Origin of the sequence: Pseudomonas putida (assembly GCF_009883635.2) — a bacterium.
GTDB lineage: Bacteria > Pseudomonadota > Gammaproteobacteria > Pseudomonadales > Pseudomonadaceae > Aquipseudomonas > Aquipseudomonas putida_W.
The window spans coordinates 2,286,397-2,300,393 of record NZ_CP026115.2 but is presented as its reverse complement, the minus strand read 5'-3'; the positions used below and the strand labels follow the sequence as shown (position 1 = coordinate 2,300,393).

17 protein-coding genes are annotated in these 13,997 nt (G+C 63.3%); 8 read left to right on the top strand and 9 right to left on the bottom strand.

What is annotated here, in order from left to right; translation table 11 throughout:
* Positions 1–232 precede the first annotated feature (232 nt).
* The 4 genes from ftsY to rpoH all read left to right on the top strand — a co-directional run bounded on the left by ftsY (position 233) and on the right by rpoH (position 4,415).
* Positions 233–1,750 (top strand): signal recognition particle-docking protein FtsY, encoded by a 1,518-nt coding sequence (gene ftsY, locus C2H86_RS10480; protein WP_159412493.1) that lies wholly within the window; start codon positions 233–235, stop codon positions 1,748–1,750.
* A gap of 2 nt (positions 1,751–1,752) precedes the next feature.
* The gene (gene ftsE, locus C2H86_RS10475) at positions 1,753–2,424 is read left to right on the top strand and encodes a cell division ATP-binding protein FtsE (protein WP_012274659.1); all 672 of its coding nucleotides are present in this window, start codon (positions 1,753–1,755) and stop codon (positions 2,422–2,424) included.
* Positions 2,421–3,449, top strand: coding sequence for a permease-like cell division protein FtsX (gene ftsX, locus C2H86_RS10470; protein ID WP_079230063.1), 1,029 nt, complete (start codon positions 2,421–2,423; stop codon positions 3,447–3,449). Before ftsE ends, ftsX begins: the two co-directional genes overlap by 4 nt.
* Positions 3,450–3,560: 111 nt before the next feature.
* Entirely contained in the window at positions 3,561–4,415 is an 855-nt protein-coding gene (rpoH, locus tag C2H86_RS10465) for an RNA polymerase sigma factor RpoH (protein ID WP_079230062.1), read from the top strand.
* A gap of 61 nt (positions 4,416–4,476) precedes the next feature.
* Here rpoH and mtgA read toward each other — a convergent pair whose 3' ends face one another.
* Positions 4,477–5,187, bottom strand: coding sequence for a monofunctional biosynthetic peptidoglycan transglycosylase (gene mtgA / locus C2H86_RS10460; protein ID WP_159413081.1), 711 nt, complete (start codon positions 5,185–5,187; stop codon positions 4,477–4,479).
* Between the two features lie 64 nt (positions 5,188–5,251).
* Between mtgA and C2H86_RS10455 the strand changes: the two genes are divergently transcribed.
* The 4 genes from C2H86_RS10455 to trmB all read left to right on the top strand — a co-directional run bounded on the left by C2H86_RS10455 (position 5,252) and on the right by trmB (position 7,525).
* Complete coding sequence (locus C2H86_RS10455; protein ID WP_060498067.1) at positions 5,252–5,623, top strand: DUF423 domain-containing protein; 372 nt, start codon at positions 5,252–5,254, stop codon at positions 5,621–5,623.
* A 102-nt stretch (positions 5,624–5,725) separates the two neighbouring features.
* Positions 5,726–5,926: a sulfur carrier protein ThiS gene (gene thiS, locus C2H86_RS10450; RefSeq protein ID WP_033696634.1), complete on the top strand. Its 201-nt coding sequence runs from the start codon at positions 5,726–5,728 to the stop codon at positions 5,924–5,926.
* A 54-nt stretch (positions 5,927–5,980) separates the two neighbouring features.
* Positions 5,981–6,793, top strand: coding sequence for a thiazole synthase (locus C2H86_RS10445; protein ID WP_027920973.1), 813 nt, complete (start codon positions 5,981–5,983; stop codon positions 6,791–6,793).
* Between the two features lie 9 nt (positions 6,794–6,802).
* Positions 6,803–7,525, top strand: coding sequence for a tRNA (guanosine(46)-N7)-methyltransferase TrmB (gene trmB, locus C2H86_RS10440; RefSeq protein WP_103446094.1), 723 nt, complete (start codon positions 6,803–6,805; stop codon positions 7,523–7,525).
* 630 nt (positions 7,526–8,155) lie between these two features.
* Here the strand turns inward: trmB and C2H86_RS10435 are convergent.
* The 8 genes from C2H86_RS10435 to proC form a co-directional block, all read right to left on the bottom strand.
* The gene (locus tag C2H86_RS10435) at positions 8,156–8,482 is read right to left on the bottom strand and encodes a DUF3392 family protein (protein WP_027920975.1); all 327 of its coding nucleotides are present in this window, start codon (positions 8,480–8,482) and stop codon (positions 8,156–8,158) included.
* Positions 8,483–8,491: 9 nt separating this feature from the next.
* Positions 8,492–9,667, bottom strand: coding sequence for a radical SAM family heme chaperone HemW (hemW, locus tag C2H86_RS10430; RefSeq protein WP_159412492.1), 1,176 nt, complete (start codon positions 9,665–9,667; stop codon positions 8,492–8,494).
* A complete protein-coding gene (gene rdgB / locus C2H86_RS10425; protein WP_159412491.1) occupies positions 9,664–10,260 on the bottom strand; it encodes an RdgB/HAM1 family non-canonical purine NTP pyrophosphatase in 597 nt (198 codons plus the stop codon). Before rdgB ends, hemW begins: the two co-directional genes overlap by 4 nt.
* The gene (locus C2H86_RS10420) at positions 10,257–10,691 is read right to left on the bottom strand and encodes a DUF4426 domain-containing protein (protein WP_159412490.1); all 435 of its coding nucleotides are present in this window, start codon (positions 10,689–10,691) and stop codon (positions 10,257–10,259) included. The genes rdgB and C2H86_RS10420 overlap by 4 nt, the downstream gene beginning before the upstream one ends.
* Before the next feature lie 22 nt (positions 10,692–10,713).
* Entirely contained in the window at positions 10,714–11,334 is a 621-nt protein-coding gene (metW, locus tag C2H86_RS10415) for a methionine biosynthesis protein MetW (RefSeq protein WP_015272149.1), read from the bottom strand.
* 7 nt (positions 11,335–11,341) lie between these two features.
* Positions 11,342–12,481: a homoserine O-succinyltransferase MetX gene (gene metX / locus C2H86_RS10410; RefSeq protein ID WP_159412489.1), complete on the bottom strand. Its 1,140-nt coding sequence runs from the start codon at positions 12,479–12,481 to the stop codon at positions 11,342–11,344.
* An 88-nt stretch (positions 12,482–12,569) separates the two neighbouring features.
* Positions 12,570–13,160 carry a YggT family protein gene (locus C2H86_RS10405; RefSeq protein ID WP_027920981.1) on the bottom strand — a complete coding sequence of 197 codons (591 nt, stop codon included), beginning with the start codon at positions 13,158–13,160 and terminating at the stop codon, positions 12,570–12,572.
* A 10-nt stretch (positions 13,161–13,170) separates the two neighbouring features.
* A complete protein-coding gene (gene proC, locus C2H86_RS10400) occupies positions 13,171–13,989 on the bottom strand; it encodes a pyrroline-5-carboxylate reductase (RefSeq protein WP_159412488.1) in 819 nt (272 codons plus the stop codon).
* Positions 13,990–13,997 lie beyond the last annotated feature (8 nt).

Here is a 13,997-nt window from a genome sequence, read left to right as displayed (position 1 = left end):
ACGGTGATTAACCTGTTCGGCGGCCCGCTGGTTTAGCGTCGGCGGGCCAGGAGGTGCTAGGATACTGATCCGGTTGCCTGGCGACCATGCCTGTCGCCGTTCTGGCCCGCAGGCCCATTAAGACAAAACATTGCGCATGAACCAGTCGGATTCAAAATAGTCTGTTCTGCGTTTAGAGAATTCCCGATGCGCCAGTTGCTGGCCCATCGCTACCCTGAGATAGCCGTCTTCCATGTTTGGTTCCAACGACGACAAAAAAGCGCCGGCCGAGGCTGGCGAGAAAAAAGGCCTGTTCAGCTGGTTTCGCAAGAAGCCGCAGCAACCTGTCGCCGAACAGCCTCAAACGCCTGAGCCACAAGCGCCCGAGGTGCAGCCAGCCGAGCCGGTAGCGCCGCAGCCTGCAGCCGAGCAGCCGCTTGTCGAGGCGCAGCAGCCTGCACCGATCGAGCCTGTGTCTCCGGTGGTCGAAGTGCCTGTGCCAGAGCCGGTCGCTTCCCAGCCGGTGCAGGCGCCCGAGCCTGAGCCGATTGCTTCTGCGCCGCTGGTTGCACCGGCGCCTGAACCTGTCGCCTCCATGCCTCTGCAGGCGGTACCGGTTGAGGTTGCCCCGGTAGTCGAGCATGCCGCCCCGGTCAGCAACCTGGTACTTCCGGTTGCCGAAGAGCCTGTGGCGCTGGTGCCAGACCTGGAGCCGAAGGCGCCACCGGTGATACCGGAGCGTCCGGCACCGGAGCCGGTGGTCGTGGCCCCTGTCGCGGTCCCTGCGCCCGCCGAACCGGAACCAACCCCCGTGGTGGCTGCCCCGGTTGCCACCGAGCAGTCCAAGCCCGGTTTCTTCGCCCGCCTCAAGCAGGGCCTGTCGAAGACCAGCGCCAGCATCGGCGAAGGCATGGCCAGCCTGTTCCTGGGCAAGAAGGTCATCGATGACGACCTGCTCGACGAGATCGAAACCCGCCTGTTGACCGCCGACGTCGGCGTCGAGGCGACCTCGGCCATCGTCCAGAACCTGACCCAGAAGGTTGCCCGCAAGCAGCTGGCTGACGCCGACGCGCTGTACAAGTCACTTCAGGAAGAACTGGCCGCGCTGCTGCGCCCGGTCGAGCAGCCGCTGAAGGTCCAGGCGCAGAACAAGCCCTACGTGATCCTCGTGGTCGGCGTGAACGGTGCCGGCAAGACCACCACCATCGGCAAGCTGGCCAAGAAGCTGCAGCTGGAAGGCAAGAAGGTCATGCTGGCTGCCGGTGACACCTTCCGTGCCGCTGCCGTGGAGCAGCTGCAGGTTTGGGGCGAGCGTAACCAGATCCCGGTGATCGCCCAGCATACCGGCGCCGATTCCGCCTCGGTGATCTTTGACGCCGTGCAGGCCGCCAAGGCCCGTGGTGTCGATGTGCTGATCGCCGACACTGCCGGCCGCTTGCACACCAAAGACAACCTGATGGAAGAGCTGAAGAAGGTCCGCCGGGTCATCGGCAAGCTCGACGCCGAGGCACCGCATGAGGTGTTGCTGGTGCTAGACGCCGGTACCGGGCAGAACGCCATCAGCCAGGCCAAGTACTTCAACCAGAGCGTCGAGCTGACCGGCCTGGCCCTGACCAAGCTGGACGGCACTGCCAAAGGCGGGGTGATCTTTGCCCTGGCCAAGCAGTTCAACATCCCGATCCGCTTCATCGGCGTCGGTGAAGGTATCGACGACCTTCGTACTTTCGAAGCCGAGCCGTTCGTCAAGGCTCTGTTCGCCGAGCGAGACTGACCATGATCCGATTCGAGCAGGTTGCCAAGCGCTACCCTAACGGCCATGTCGGCTTGCATGAGCTGAGCTTCCGGGCGCGCCGGGGCGAATTCCTGTTCGTCACCGGGCATTCGGGCGCGGGCAAGAGCACCTTGCTGCGCCTGCTGCTGGCCATGGAACGCCCGACCAGCGGCAAGCTGATGCTGGCCGGGCAGGACCTGGGCCAGATCAGCAATGCGCAGATCCCGTTCCTGCGCCGGCAGATCGGCGTGGTGTTCCAGAACCACCAGCTGCTGTTCGACCGCACGGTGTTCAACAACATCGCCCTGCCGCTGCAGATTCTCGGCTTGTCCAAGGCCGAGATCGCCAAGCGCGTGGACTCGGCGCTGGAGCGGGTGTCGCTGTCCGACAAGGGCGAGCTGTTCCCAGCCGACCTGTCCACTGGCCAGCAGCAGCGGGTCGGTATCGCCCGCGCCATCGTCCACCAACCGGCCTTGCTGCTGGCAGATGAGCCCACCGGTAACCTTGACCCGCGCCTGGCTGCGGAGATCATGGGTGTGTTCGAGGACATCAACCGCCTGGGCACCACGGTTCTGATCGCCAGTCACGACCTGGCACTGATTGCGCGCATGCGCCACCGCATGCTGACCCTGCAGCGCGGTCGTCTGATCGGCGATGGGGAGGCCGGGCAATGAGCACTACACGTACACCAAAGGTTTCCGAGCGCGTTGCGCCCAAGGCTGCCGACCCGCAGCCGGCCAAGAAGAAGGGCGGCGATCACGATGACGACGGCCCGGACTTCCGCACCCTGCTGCACGCCTGGCTGGAAAGCCATCGCGCCAGCCTCGCCGACAGCCTGCGGCGCCTGGGCAAGCAGCCGATCGGTAGCTTTTTCACCTGCCTGGTGATGGCCGTGGCCCTGAGCATGCCCATGGGCCTGTCGCTGCTGTTGAAGAACATCGAGGTATTGGGTGGCTCCTGGCAGCGCGCTGCGCAGATTTCGCTGTACCTCAAGCTCGATGCGGGCAGCCAGCAGGGTGAGGCCCTGCGCGACGACATCAGGCGCATGCCAGGCGTCGCCGATGCCCAGTACGTAAGCCCCGGGCAAGCCCTGGAAGAGTTCCAGCAGCAGTCCGGACTGGGCGAAGCCCTGCGCGAGCTGCCTGATAATCCTTTGCCCGGTGTGGTAGTGGTGACCCCGACCGAAGTCGACAAGCCGGCCTTGGAAGCCCTGCGTCAGCGCCTGTCGGAGCTGCCAAGGGTGGAGAATGCGCAGCTGGACCTGGTATGGGTGGAGCGCCTGGCGGCAATCCTCAAGCTGGGCGACCGTTTTGTCTTCGGCCTGGCAGTGATGCTGATTTCTGCGCTGCTGTTAGTAATCGGTAACACAATTCGTCTACATATCGAAAACCGCCGTATCGAGATCGAAGTGATCAAGCTGGTAGGCGGCACCGACAGCTACGTACGCCGGCCTTTCCTGTACATGGGCGCCTTGTACGGCCTGGGTGCGGGCGTGCTGGCCTGGGCTATTCTGGCCTTTGGCCTGAACTGGCTGAACGAGGCCGTGGTAGGGCTGTCCGGGCTGTATGGCAGTGACTTCGCCCTGGGCGGGGTGCCAGCGTCCGATGGTCTGTCGCTCTTGATCGGAGCGGTGCTGTTGGGGTATATCGGTGCATGGATCGCAGTCGCCCGCCACTTGAACGAGCTGGCACCGCGATAGTTTTTACGTGCCAGCATTGACATTTTCTTCACGATGGAACTTGTACGGTCGTTCCGGGTCAATGTTGGCAGCGCCCACAAGGCGCGAGTTTTGTAAGTCGGAGGTTCTTGAATGACCACATCGTTGCAACCTGCCTATGCCCTGGTACCCGGTGCAAACCTGGAAGCCTACGTGCACACGGTCAACAGCATCCCGCTGTTGTCTGTCGAGCAGGAGCGTGATCTGGCCGAGCGTCTCTACTATGAGCAGGATCTCGAGGCCGCTCGGCAGATGGTGATGGCCCACCTGCGTTTTGTTGTACATATCGCGCGTAGCTATGCAGGCTACGGGCTGGCGCAGGCCGACCTGATCCAGGAAGGCAACGTCGGCCTGATGAAGGCGGTCAAGCGCTTCAACCCGGAAATGGGCGTGCGCCTGGTGTCCTTCGCCGTGCACTGGATCAAGGCAGAGATCCACGAATTCATCCTGCGCAACTGGCGCATCGTCAAGGTGGCCACCACCAAGGCTCAGCGCAAGCTGTTCTTCAACCTGCGTAGCCAGAAGAAGCGTCTGGCCTGGCTGAACAATGACGAAGTTCATCGCGTGGCGGAAAGCCTCGGCGTCGAGCCACGTGAAGTGCGCGAGATGGAAAGCCGCCTGAGTGGCCAGGACATGGCCTTCGACCCGGCAGCCGAAGCGGATGATGACAGCGCCTTCCAGTCGCCAGCGCATTATCTGGAAGACCACCGTTACGACCCGGCTGTGCAGCTGGAGGATGCCGACTGGAGCGACAACTCCACCAGCAACCTGCACGAAGCACTGCAAGGCCTGGATGACCGTAGCCGCGATATTCTCTACCAGCGCTGGTTGGCGGAAGAAAAGGCTACGTTGCATGAGCTGGCTGACAAGTACAGCGTTTCGGCTGAGCGTATTCGCCAGCTGGAGAAGAATGCGATGAACAAGGTCAAGGCGCTGATCACCATCTGATCAAGCCTGGCTGCATTGAAAAGCCGCTGACCCGAGAGGGTGAGCGGCTTTTTTGTGAGGCTTACGGCCTGCGCGAGCTGTCCAGTTGCATCAGGTAGCTGGGCCCACCCAGCTGGCTCATCTGCCGGCGAATCCAGCCTGCCCTGCTGGCCACATAGGCACTCGGCCGGCTGGCACTCCACTTGATCGGGCTCGGCAGCACGGCGGCCAGCTGAGCGGCCTGCTGGCGGGTCAGTCGGCTGGCATCCACGCCAAAGTGATAACGCGCCGCAGCCTGAGCACCGAACACGCCTTTGCCCCACTCGGCGCTGTTCAGGTAGACCTCGAGAATCCGCTCCTTCGACCAGAACAGCTCGATCAGCGCGGTGAACCAGGCCTCCAGACCCTTGCGAAAATAGCTGCGACCCGACCACAGGAACAGGTTCTTGGCCACCTGCTGAGTCAGGGTGCTGGCGCCACGAATGCTGCCGCCACGCTCGTTGTACGCTAGCGCTGCCTGGATGGCCGGAATGTCGAAGCCCCAATGGCTGGCGAACTTCTGGTCCTCACCGGCGATGACCGCTACCTTGAGCTCGTCGGAGATATTTTCCCACGGTTCCCAGTCGCGCTGCAGGTCGATCGGCTCGCCACTCACCCATGATTGCACCTTGCGCTCGAGCATCAAGGCCGTGCCTGGCGGTGGTATCCAGCGAAACACCAACACCAGCACGATGCTGCCGGCAGCGAACCAGAGCAGGGCGCGGGCAAGGCGGCGGAGAATGGATGACAGCATGGCAATGGCTTGGCCGGACCGGTGGAACGGGCCATTATACAGACCCGATACCAGGAGTCGTCCCATGCTTCGCAGCTTCCTCATGCTCGCCGCCTTTTTCGGCTTTACCGGCGTCGCCCTGGGCGCGTTCGCCGCACATGGGCTGAAGAATCGCCTGACTGCCGATTACCTGGCCATTTTCCATACGGGGGTGACCTATCAGCTGGTGCATGCCCTGGCGATCTTCGGTGTCGCCGTGCTGTCGGCGCACCTGCCTGGGCGTCTGGTCGGCTGGGCCGGCGGTCTGTTCGCCCTGGGGATCGTGCTGTTCTCCGGTAGCCTGTACCTGCTGACTCTCAGCGGCCTGGGCAAACTGGGCATCATCACTCCCATCGGCGGCCTGTGCTTCCTCGCCGGCTGGCTGTGCCTGGGCCTGGCTGCCTGGCGCCTGGGCTGACCAATCGGTCCACTATCGCGACTAATGGCGTGCAGCGCCCTTGGGTTCATGTGTGGATCGGCGCTAGAATGCGGGCCCCAAAGAACAATGGTGGCCGTGCGCATGCGCATTCAACTGAACGGTGAACCTTACGAATTGCCCGCTGGCGAAAGCGTCGCGGCCCTGCTGACCCGACTGGAACTGACCGGGCGCCGGGTAGCGGTGGAACTCAACCTGGATATCGTGCCGCGTAGCCAGCACGACAGCACGCAGCTGAACGAAGGCGACCAGGTCGAAGTGGTCCACGCCATCGGTGGCGGCTGAGCCCGGCCCGGCGATTCACCTGCAAGCCCAGCAATCTTTTCCCGAGGAACAACGATGAGCAACGTTCGTAGCGACAAGCCCTTCATCCTGGCCGGGCGCACTTTCCAGTCGCGTCTGCTGGTCGGCACCGGCAAGTACCGTGACATGGAAGAAACCCGCCTGGCCACCGAGGCCTCGGGTGCCGAGATCGTCACCGTGGCCGTGCGCCGGACCAACCTTGGCCAGAATGCGGGCGAGCCGAACCTGCTCGACGTGCTGTCGCCCGACAAGTACACCATCCTGCCAAACACCGCAGGTTGCTTTGACGCTGTCGAGGCGGTGCGTACCTGCCGTCTGGCCCGTGAGCTGCTCGATGGTCACAAGTCCCACGAGTCGCGCACCCTGGTGAAGCTGGAAGTGCTGGCCGACCAGAAAACCCTGTTCCCCAACGTGATCGAAACCCTCAAGGCCGCCGAAGTGCTGGTCAAGGACGGGTTCGACGTGATGGTCTACACCAGCGACGATCCGATCATCGCCCGCCAGCTGGCCGAAGCCGGCTGCATCGCGGTGATGCCGCTGGCCGGCCTGATCGGCACTGGCCTGGGCATCTGCAACCCGTACAACCTGCAGATCATCCTCGAAGAGTCGAAGGTGCCGGTGCTGGTTGACGCAGGTGTCGGTACCGCCTCCGACGCCACCATCGCCATGGAAATGGGCTGTGAGGCTGTGCTGATGAACTCGGCCATCGCCCATGCCCAGCAGCCAGTGCTGATGGCCGAGGCCATGAAGCACGCCATCCTCGCTGGCCGCATGGCCTACCTGGCCGGCCGCATGCCGAAAAAACTTTATGCCAGCGCCTCTTCGCCGCTGGATGGTCTGATCAAGTAAGAGCCCCTGATGACTGACTCGCAAGATACGCCGATCTCCGCCGACGGCGACCAGCGCCCACACCGCCGCATCAAGAGCTTCGTGATGCGCGCCGGGCGCATGACCGAAGGGCAGCAACGCGGCCTCGACCAGGGCGGCCCGCAGTTCATCCTGCCGCTGGCCGACAGCCCGGTGGACTACGACCAGGTGTTCGGCCGTTCGGCGCCGCGCACCCTGGAGATCGGCTTCGGCATGGGCCATTCCCTGCTGGAAATGGCCGCTGCCGCGCCTGAACAGGACTTCATCGGTGTCGAAGTGCACCGTCCGGGTGTTGGCGCGCTGCTCAACGGCGTGCTGACCCAGGGCCTGAAGAACCTCCGGGTTTATGACTGCGATGCGATTGAAGTGCTCAACCGCTGCGTGGCCGACAACAGCCTCGACCGCCTGATGCTGTTCTTCCCGGACCCATGGCATAAGGCGCGTCACCACAAGCGTCGCATCGTCCAGCTGGAGTTCGCTGAACTGGTACGTCGCAAGCTCAAGCCCGGTGGCGTGTTCCACATGGCCACCGACTGGGAGCCGTATGCCGAGTACATGCTGGAAGTGATGAGCGCCGCCCCGGGCTATCGCAACCGTGCTGAAGACGGTACCTATGTGCCGCGCCCGGAAGAGCGCCCGATCACCAAGTTCGAACGCCGCGGCGAGCGGCTGGGGCATGGGGTGTGGGATTTGAAGTTCGAAAAGGTGGATTGATTGGCGGATTGAGCCTTTCGATACGCTGCGCCTGTAGAAATGCAGGCGAAAAAAACCGCTCTGAGAAGAGCGGTTTTTTTATGGGAGCGACAGGACTGAGTATCCTTCGCTCTGGGGCTTCACTGAAATCATACACATGGTCAACTAATCATAGGTAGCCTCAGGTGGCGCGTCAATGATCAGCAATATCCAGCATCATGTGTGTCGGAGCTGTTAACAGCTTTGGCAGTACATCCCAAGTATGATCGCGCTGCTCCTGTGTGGATGAGTATCGGTGATGGGCCGGGTAGGAGAAGAATTCTGCTTTCCGGCCCCTTCGACACGGCCTGAGAACCGTGCCGGTGACTCTGCTCGAAGGGCCATTTACCTGGCCACTTCACTGAAATCATTCACATGGTTTTCGAAGGCATCGAAGCGCCGGTTAGATGCTGGAAGATTGGCCCGCCAACACGGAGGCCAAGGCTTATGAAGCGTTTGCTTGATGCGCTGAGCCGCGTCTGGAAGCTCATCCGGATCTTGACTGTGCTCAAGACTGTTCGAGACTTCATGCGTGATCACTTCGATGATGCCCAGTAAGGGCTAATCAGGTGGTAGGGCTGCCCTGGTTCCCCGGGGCAGCTTTTAGCAGGTTCACCCGCGGCGGTCAGCCACCACGCCAATCAACACCAGCACCACCAACAACACCGGAGCCAGCGCGTAGTTGTTGAACTGCCCCAGCCCCTTCACCACCCACGGCGTGGCATAGATCAGCGCCGCTCCACTGCCGATCATCACCAGGGCAGCCATCACCGGCACCCGTAGCGCGCCGGCCAAGGCGCCCAGACGCTGGTCCACCCAGCCTTTGATGTCGGTGCCGAACAGCACCAGCAGGCAGCCTACCAAGGCCAGGGAAATCTCAGACAGATTGCTGCGGCTCCAGCGGGAAACCGTGGCGAGCAGATCAAGTACCAGATCCATGGGTCATCCTTAGGTCAAGAAATACTGCAGCAGGTCATTGAGGAACAGCTGGCCGCGCGGCGTGGCCACCAGTCGATCCGGTTCGACCTGCAAAAGGCCCTTTTGTTCGGCTGCGCGGCGGGCTTCGGCCAGCTGCGCCAGGGGCAGCCCGGTGCGCTGGGTGAACAGCTCGGCTTCCACGCCGTCGGTGAGGCGCAGGGCGTTCATCAGGAACTCGAACGGCAGCTCATCCACCGGCAACGGCTTCTCGCCAGCCTTGAACGGTTTGGCCAGGTTCAGGTAATCCTTGGGCAGGCGGGTCTTCCAGGTGCGCAAGATACGGCCATCTGCAAAGGTCAGCTTGCCGTGGGCGCCGGCACCGATGCCGATGAAGTCACCAAAGCGCCAGTAGTTGAGATTGTGCCTGGCGGCACGGTCAGCCTGGGCATAGGCCGAAACTTCATACTGCTTGAAACCGTTCGCCGCCATCAGCGCCTGGCCGGCCTCCTGGATGTCCCAGAGGATGTCGTCTTCAGGCAGCTCCGGTGGCTGGTTCCAGAACACCGTGTTCGGCTCGACGGTCAGCTGGTACCACGAGAGGTGGGTCGGCCCGAGGTCGATGGCCCGGCGCAGGTCGCCCAACGCGTCATCCAGCGATTGGTCGGGCAGGCCGTGCATCAGGTCCATATTGAAGTTGTCGAAGCCGGCCGCACGCGCCATCCCAGCAGCGCGGATCGCTTCGTCACCATTGTGGATACGTCCCAGCGCTTCCAGTTTGGCCGGCTGAAAGCTCTGCACGCCGATCGACAGGCGATTGATGCCGGTCTGCCGGTAGGCCTTGAACTTCTCCTGCTCGAAGGTGCCTGGGTTGGCCTCGAGTGTGATCTCGATGTCCGCCGCGAACGGAATGCGTTGCTCCACGCCACGCAACAGGCGCCCTAGGGCATTGGCACTGAACAGGCTTGGCGTACCGCCGCCGAAGAAGATCGATGACAGGGTCCGGCCCTGAACGGCGGCCAGCTCCAGGTCGAGGTCGGTCAACAGGGCGTCGACGTAGGCTTCTTCCGGCAGTTCAGGCCCGGCGGCGTGGGAGTTGAAGTCGCAATAAGGGCATTTGCGTACACACCACGGGATGTGGATGTACAGCGCCAGCGGCGGCAGGCTGGTGAGCGCCACCGTGCCAGCTTGGGACAGCGTTGCGATCATGCCAGGCCCAGACGTTGACGCAGCAGGGCCATGGCGCGGGCGCGGTGGCTGAGCTGGTTCTTATCCACAGGGGCGAGGTCGGCGCTGGAGCACTTGCGCTCCGGTACCCAGAATAGCGGGTCGTAGCCGAAACCGTGATCGCCGCTGGCCTCGAACAGGATGCTGCCGTGCCACAGGCCTTCGCAAAGGATCGGCAGCGGGTCATCGGCGTGGCGCACCAAGGCCAGCACGCAGACGAACTGGGCACCGCGCTGCTCAGGCGGCACATCTTTCAGGGCTTCGAGGAGTTTGGCGTTGTTCGCCGCGTCACCCTTGCCATCGGCATAGCGCGCCGAGTAGATGCCCGGCGCGCCGCCGAGGAAGTCCACGGCCAGGCCGGAATCGTCGGCCAGCGCCGGCAGGCCGGAGATGCGCGCAGCGTTGCGGGCCTTGAGGATGGCGTTCTCGACGAACGACAGGCCGGTCTCTTCGGGCTCTACCTGGCTGAACTCACCGATCGAGCGCAGTTGGACCGACTGGCCGAGCATGGCCTGGAGTTCCTTGAGTTTGCCAGCGTTGTGGCTGGCCAATACGAGTTGCTGGAAATTCATCATTCGCCTGGGAACACTTCCTGGTTGAAACTGAGTTGATGGCTGACCCCGCCGGTTTCGACGTTGAGGTCGAAGGTCAGGGTCTCGGCCTGCTCGATCTTGAACTGGGCGATGTAGTACACCGCGCCCTGGTCGGTTATCTGCTTGAACGACAGCGGGTTGGTACGCCCGGTCAGGTCTTTCACCGTACCGCTGACCACCGCCATGGTGGGCTTTTCGGCCTTGAGCACGGCGATGTTGAGCACGCCTTGGTTCTTGCTGCGGTTGAGCCCGGTGGCAGCGGCGATGTCCGCTTGCAGCATGCTCGAGGTGAAGGCGCTGTAGTGCACCGTCACGTCGCCGAAGACTTCCTTGCGCTCGGGTCGGGCGGCATCGGCCGCCATCACTGGCAGGGCCAGGCACAGGCTGATCAGGAACAGGGCTAGGCGACGCATGATGCGAATCCTCCGGTGGGCGTCAGACCGCCAGTTGATGCTCCTGCAGGCCCGGACTGCTGACGCGATAGATGCCGATTTCACCTAGAAGATTAGGCCAAAGCCGCCCACCCCACCCGTTACGGTGCAAGTGGTCGACGGCCAGGCGGTCGAGGACCTTGGCACGGCGCTCATGGCACAGCTCTTCGAAGTCGGCGAAGGTGCAGAAGTGGATGTTCGGCGTGTTGTACCAGGTGTACGGCATGAAGTCCGAAACCGGCATGCGACCTTTGGTGGCCAGGTACCAGCGGCAGCGCCAGTGGCCGAAGTTGGGGAAGGTGATGATGCACTGGCGGCCTACCCGCAGCATCTCGTCGAGGATGCGGTCAGGGTACTCCACGGCCTGCAGGGCCTGGGTCATGATCACCACGTCGAAGCTGTTGCTGGCAAAGTTGCCCAGGCCCTTGTCAAGGTCCTGCTCAATGACGTTGACGCCCTTGGCCACGCAGGCGGCGATGTTATCGGCGTCGATCTCCAGGCCATAGCCGGTGACCTGCTTGCGGTCACGCAGCGAAGCCAGCAGCTCGCCACTGCCGCAGCCCAGGTCCAGTACCCGGCTGCCGGCGGGAATCCAGTCGTGGATGATTTCCAGATCGGCTCTCATGCTGTCCTCAGATGGCGATGCGGTTCATGTAGTTCGCGAAACCCTGCATGTAGCGAGGCGTGGGGATCAGGAAGGCATCGTGGCCGTAAGGCGAGTCGATCTCCAGATAACAGACGTTCTTGCGCGCCGCCATCAGGGCGTCGACGATCTCCCGCGAGCGGGCCGGCGAGAAGCGCCAGTCGGTGGTGAACGACATGATGCAGTAATCCGCCTTGACGTGGGCCAGGGTCGCGGCCAGGTCGCCGCCATTGGCTGCGGCCGGGTCGAAGTAGTCCAGGGCCTTGGTCATGAGCAGGTAGGTGTTGGCGTCGAAACGGCCGGAGAACTCCTCGCCCTGGTAGCGCAGGTAGCTCTCGACCTGGAATTCGACGCTGTGGAAGTCGTAGTTGAGCTTGTCGCTCTTCAGCTCACGGCCGAATTTTTCACCCATCGAGTCGTCGGACAGGTAAGTGATGTGGCCGACCATGCGTGCCAGCATCAGGCCGCGCTTGGGGATCACGCCCTGGTCCTGGAACGAGCCGCCGTGGAACTCGGGGTCGGTGAGGATGGCCTGGCGCGCCACTTCGTTGAAGGCGATGTTCTGCGCCGACAGCTTGGGTGCCGAGGCGATATCCACGCAGTGGCGCACGCGATCGGGGTAGGTCATGGTCCACTGCAGGGCCTGCATGCCGCCCAGGCTGCCACCCACGATAGCCGCCCACTGCTGGATGCCCAGGCGATCAGCCAGGCGCGCCTGGCTGTGCACCCAGTCTTCCACGGTCAGTACCGGGAACTCGGCGCCATAGGGCTTGCCGGTGACCGGGTTGATGCTGCTCGGGCCCGTGCTGCCATTGCAGCCGCCGAGGTTGTTCAGGCTGACCACGAAGAAGCGGTTGGTATCGATCGGTTTGCCGGGGCCGATGCAGCTGTCCCACCAGCCCGGCTTGCGGTCGGTGGCGGCATGGTAGCCAGCGGCATGGTGATGGCCGGACAGGGCATGGCAGATCAGCACGGCATTGCTCGCGCTGGCGTTCAGGGTGCCATAGGTTTCGTAGACCAGCTCGTAGCTGTTCAGCGAACGGCCGCAGGCCAGGGCCAGCGGTTCATCGAACCGGGCAATTTGCGGTGTAACCAGACCGACGGAATCTTCGGGAAGGACAGTGGACATCGACCCTGCTCACGCTTGACGGAGGCGTAAGTCTAAAGAGCGCTACCCCCAGCGGCAAGCAATGGCTTGCCGCCAGGTGCGCATGGGGTCAGATCATCCGCCACAGTTCCTGTGGCATGCCGGCATAGGCGGCCAACGGCGGCATGACGAACGACTGGATCACCTGGATCGCCAGGAAGGCGAAGATCGGCGAGATGTCCATGCCGCCCAGGTTGGGCACGATGCGGCGGAACGGCGCCAGCACCGGCTCGCTGATCTGCCAGGCCAGCTCGGCAGCCGGGTTGTGGCTGTTCGGTGCGACCCAGGAAACGATCACCATGACGATCATCGCCACCCAGAAGATCTTCAGGAACAGCGAGGTGATGCCGATGATGGCCCACATCAGCAGGTGCAGAACATCGCCGAAGGTGCCGTAGGTGACCATCAGCACGAAGCCCATCAGCAGCGCCTGGATGACGATCGCCAGCAGCAGCGACGAGGTGTCCAGGCCGCCGATGCTGGGGATCACCCGGCGGATCGGCTTGAGCAGTGGCTGGGTCGCGCGCACGGCGAACTGGCTCAGCGGGTTGTAGAAGTTGGCCTTGACCAGTTGCAGCACGAAGCGCAGCAGGACGATCACCAGGTACAGGCTGACCAGGGTTTGCACCACGAAGATCGCGGCGCCGGACAGTGCATTCATCAACAGCTCCTTATTTGCCCAGTTGTTCGGCCAGTTCGGCGGAACGCTTCGACGCCGCTGCCAGCGCCTGCTCGACGATGGCTTCGAAGCCGTTGCCCTGGAACGACTTGATCGCCGCTTCGGTGGTGCCAGCTGGCGAGGTGACGCGGCGGCGCAGTTCTGCAGCATCGACATCGCTGGCCACGGCCATGTGCGCGGCGCCCAGGGCGGTTTGCAGGGTCAGTTGCGAGGCGGTTTCACGTGGCAGCCCCAGTTTTTCGCCGGCAGCGGTCATCGCTTCGATCAGCAAGAAAAAGTAGGCCGGGCCACTGCCAGAGACTGCGGTAACGGCGTCCAGTTGTTGTTCCTGCTCCAGCCACAGGGCAGTGCCGACGGCCGACAGCAACTGCTCGGCCTGCTGGCGTTGCTCGGCGGACACTTCAGCGGTGGCGTACAGGCCGCTGACGCCCTGGCGCAGTAGCGCTGGCGTGTTGGGCATGCAGCGCACTACCGGGCGGGCGCCGAGCCAGGTCTGCAGGCTGGCGCAGGTGATGCCGGCGGCGATCGAGACGATCAGTTGGCCAGCTTCGAGGTTCGGCTTCAGCGCTTCGCACACGGCCTTCATGACCTGCGGTTTCACCGCCAGCACGATCACATCGGCACCGGCAATGGCCTGGGCGTTGTCTTCGAAAGCCTCGATGCCGTGTTCGGCCTGGACGCGGGTGCGGGTCTCGGCGCCGGGGTCGCTGGCACGGATCTGCGCCGCGTCCAGGCCTTGGGCACGCAGGCCGCCGATCAGGCTGGCGGCCATGTTGCCGGCGCCGATAAAGGCAATACGTGTCTTGCTCATGTCAGGTC

What these genes read in the sequence shown, in the direction of transcription:
- ftsY (WP_159412493.1), top strand. Translation starts at nt 233, where the DNA reads ATGTTTGGTTCCAACGACGACAAAAAAGCGCCGGCCGAGGCTGGCGAG.
- ftsE (WP_012274659.1), top strand. Translation starts at nt 1,753, where the DNA reads ATGATCCGATTCGAGCAGGTTGCCAAGCGCTACCCTAACGGCCATGTC.
- ftsX (WP_079230063.1), top strand. Translation starts at nt 2,421, where the DNA reads ATGAGCACTACACGTACACCAAAGGTTTCCGAGCGCGTTGCGCCCAAG.
- rpoH (WP_079230062.1), top strand. Translation starts at nt 3,561, where the DNA reads ATGACCACATCGTTGCAACCTGCCTATGCCCTGGTACCCGGTGCAAAC.
- mtgA (WP_159413081.1), bottom strand. Translation starts at nt 5,187, where the DNA reads ATGCTGTCATCCATTCTCCGCCGCCTTGCCCGCGCCCTGCTCTGGTTC.
- C2H86_RS10455 (WP_060498067.1), top strand. Translation starts at nt 5,252, where the DNA reads ATGCTTCGCAGCTTCCTCATGCTCGCCGCCTTTTTCGGCTTTACCGGC.
- thiS (WP_033696634.1), top strand. Translation starts at nt 5,726, where the DNA reads ATGCGCATTCAACTGAACGGTGAACCTTACGAATTGCCCGCTGGCGAA.
- C2H86_RS10445 (WP_027920973.1), top strand. Translation starts at nt 5,981, where the DNA reads ATGAGCAACGTTCGTAGCGACAAGCCCTTCATCCTGGCCGGGCGCACT.
- trmB (WP_103446094.1), top strand. Translation starts at nt 6,803, where the DNA reads ATGACTGACTCGCAAGATACGCCGATCTCCGCCGACGGCGACCAGCGC.
- C2H86_RS10435 (WP_027920975.1), bottom strand. Translation starts at nt 8,482, where the DNA reads ATGGATCTGGTACTTGATCTGCTCGCCACGGTTTCCCGCTGGAGCCGC.
- hemW (WP_159412492.1), bottom strand. Translation starts at nt 9,667, where the DNA reads ATGATCGCAACGCTGTCCCAAGCTGGCACGGTGGCGCTCACCAGCCTG.
- rdgB (WP_159412491.1), bottom strand. Translation starts at nt 10,260, where the DNA reads ATGATGAATTTCCAGCAACTCGTATTGGCCAGCCACAACGCTGGCAAA.
- C2H86_RS10420 (WP_159412490.1), bottom strand. Translation starts at nt 10,691, where the DNA reads ATGCGTCGCCTAGCCCTGTTCCTGATCAGCCTGTGCCTGGCCCTGCCA.
- metW (WP_015272149.1), bottom strand. Translation starts at nt 11,334, where the DNA reads ATGAGAGCCGATCTGGAAATCATCCACGACTGGATTCCCGCCGGCAGC.
- metX (WP_159412489.1), bottom strand. Translation starts at nt 12,481, where the DNA reads ATGTCCACTGTCCTTCCCGAAGATTCCGTCGGTCTGGTTACACCGCAA.
- C2H86_RS10405 (WP_027920981.1), bottom strand. Translation starts at nt 13,160, where the DNA reads ATGAATGCACTGTCCGGCGCCGCGATCTTCGTGGTGCAAACCCTGGTC.
- proC (WP_159412488.1), bottom strand. Translation starts at nt 13,989, where the DNA reads ATGAGCAAGACACGTATTGCCTTTATCGGCGCCGGCAACATGGCCGCC.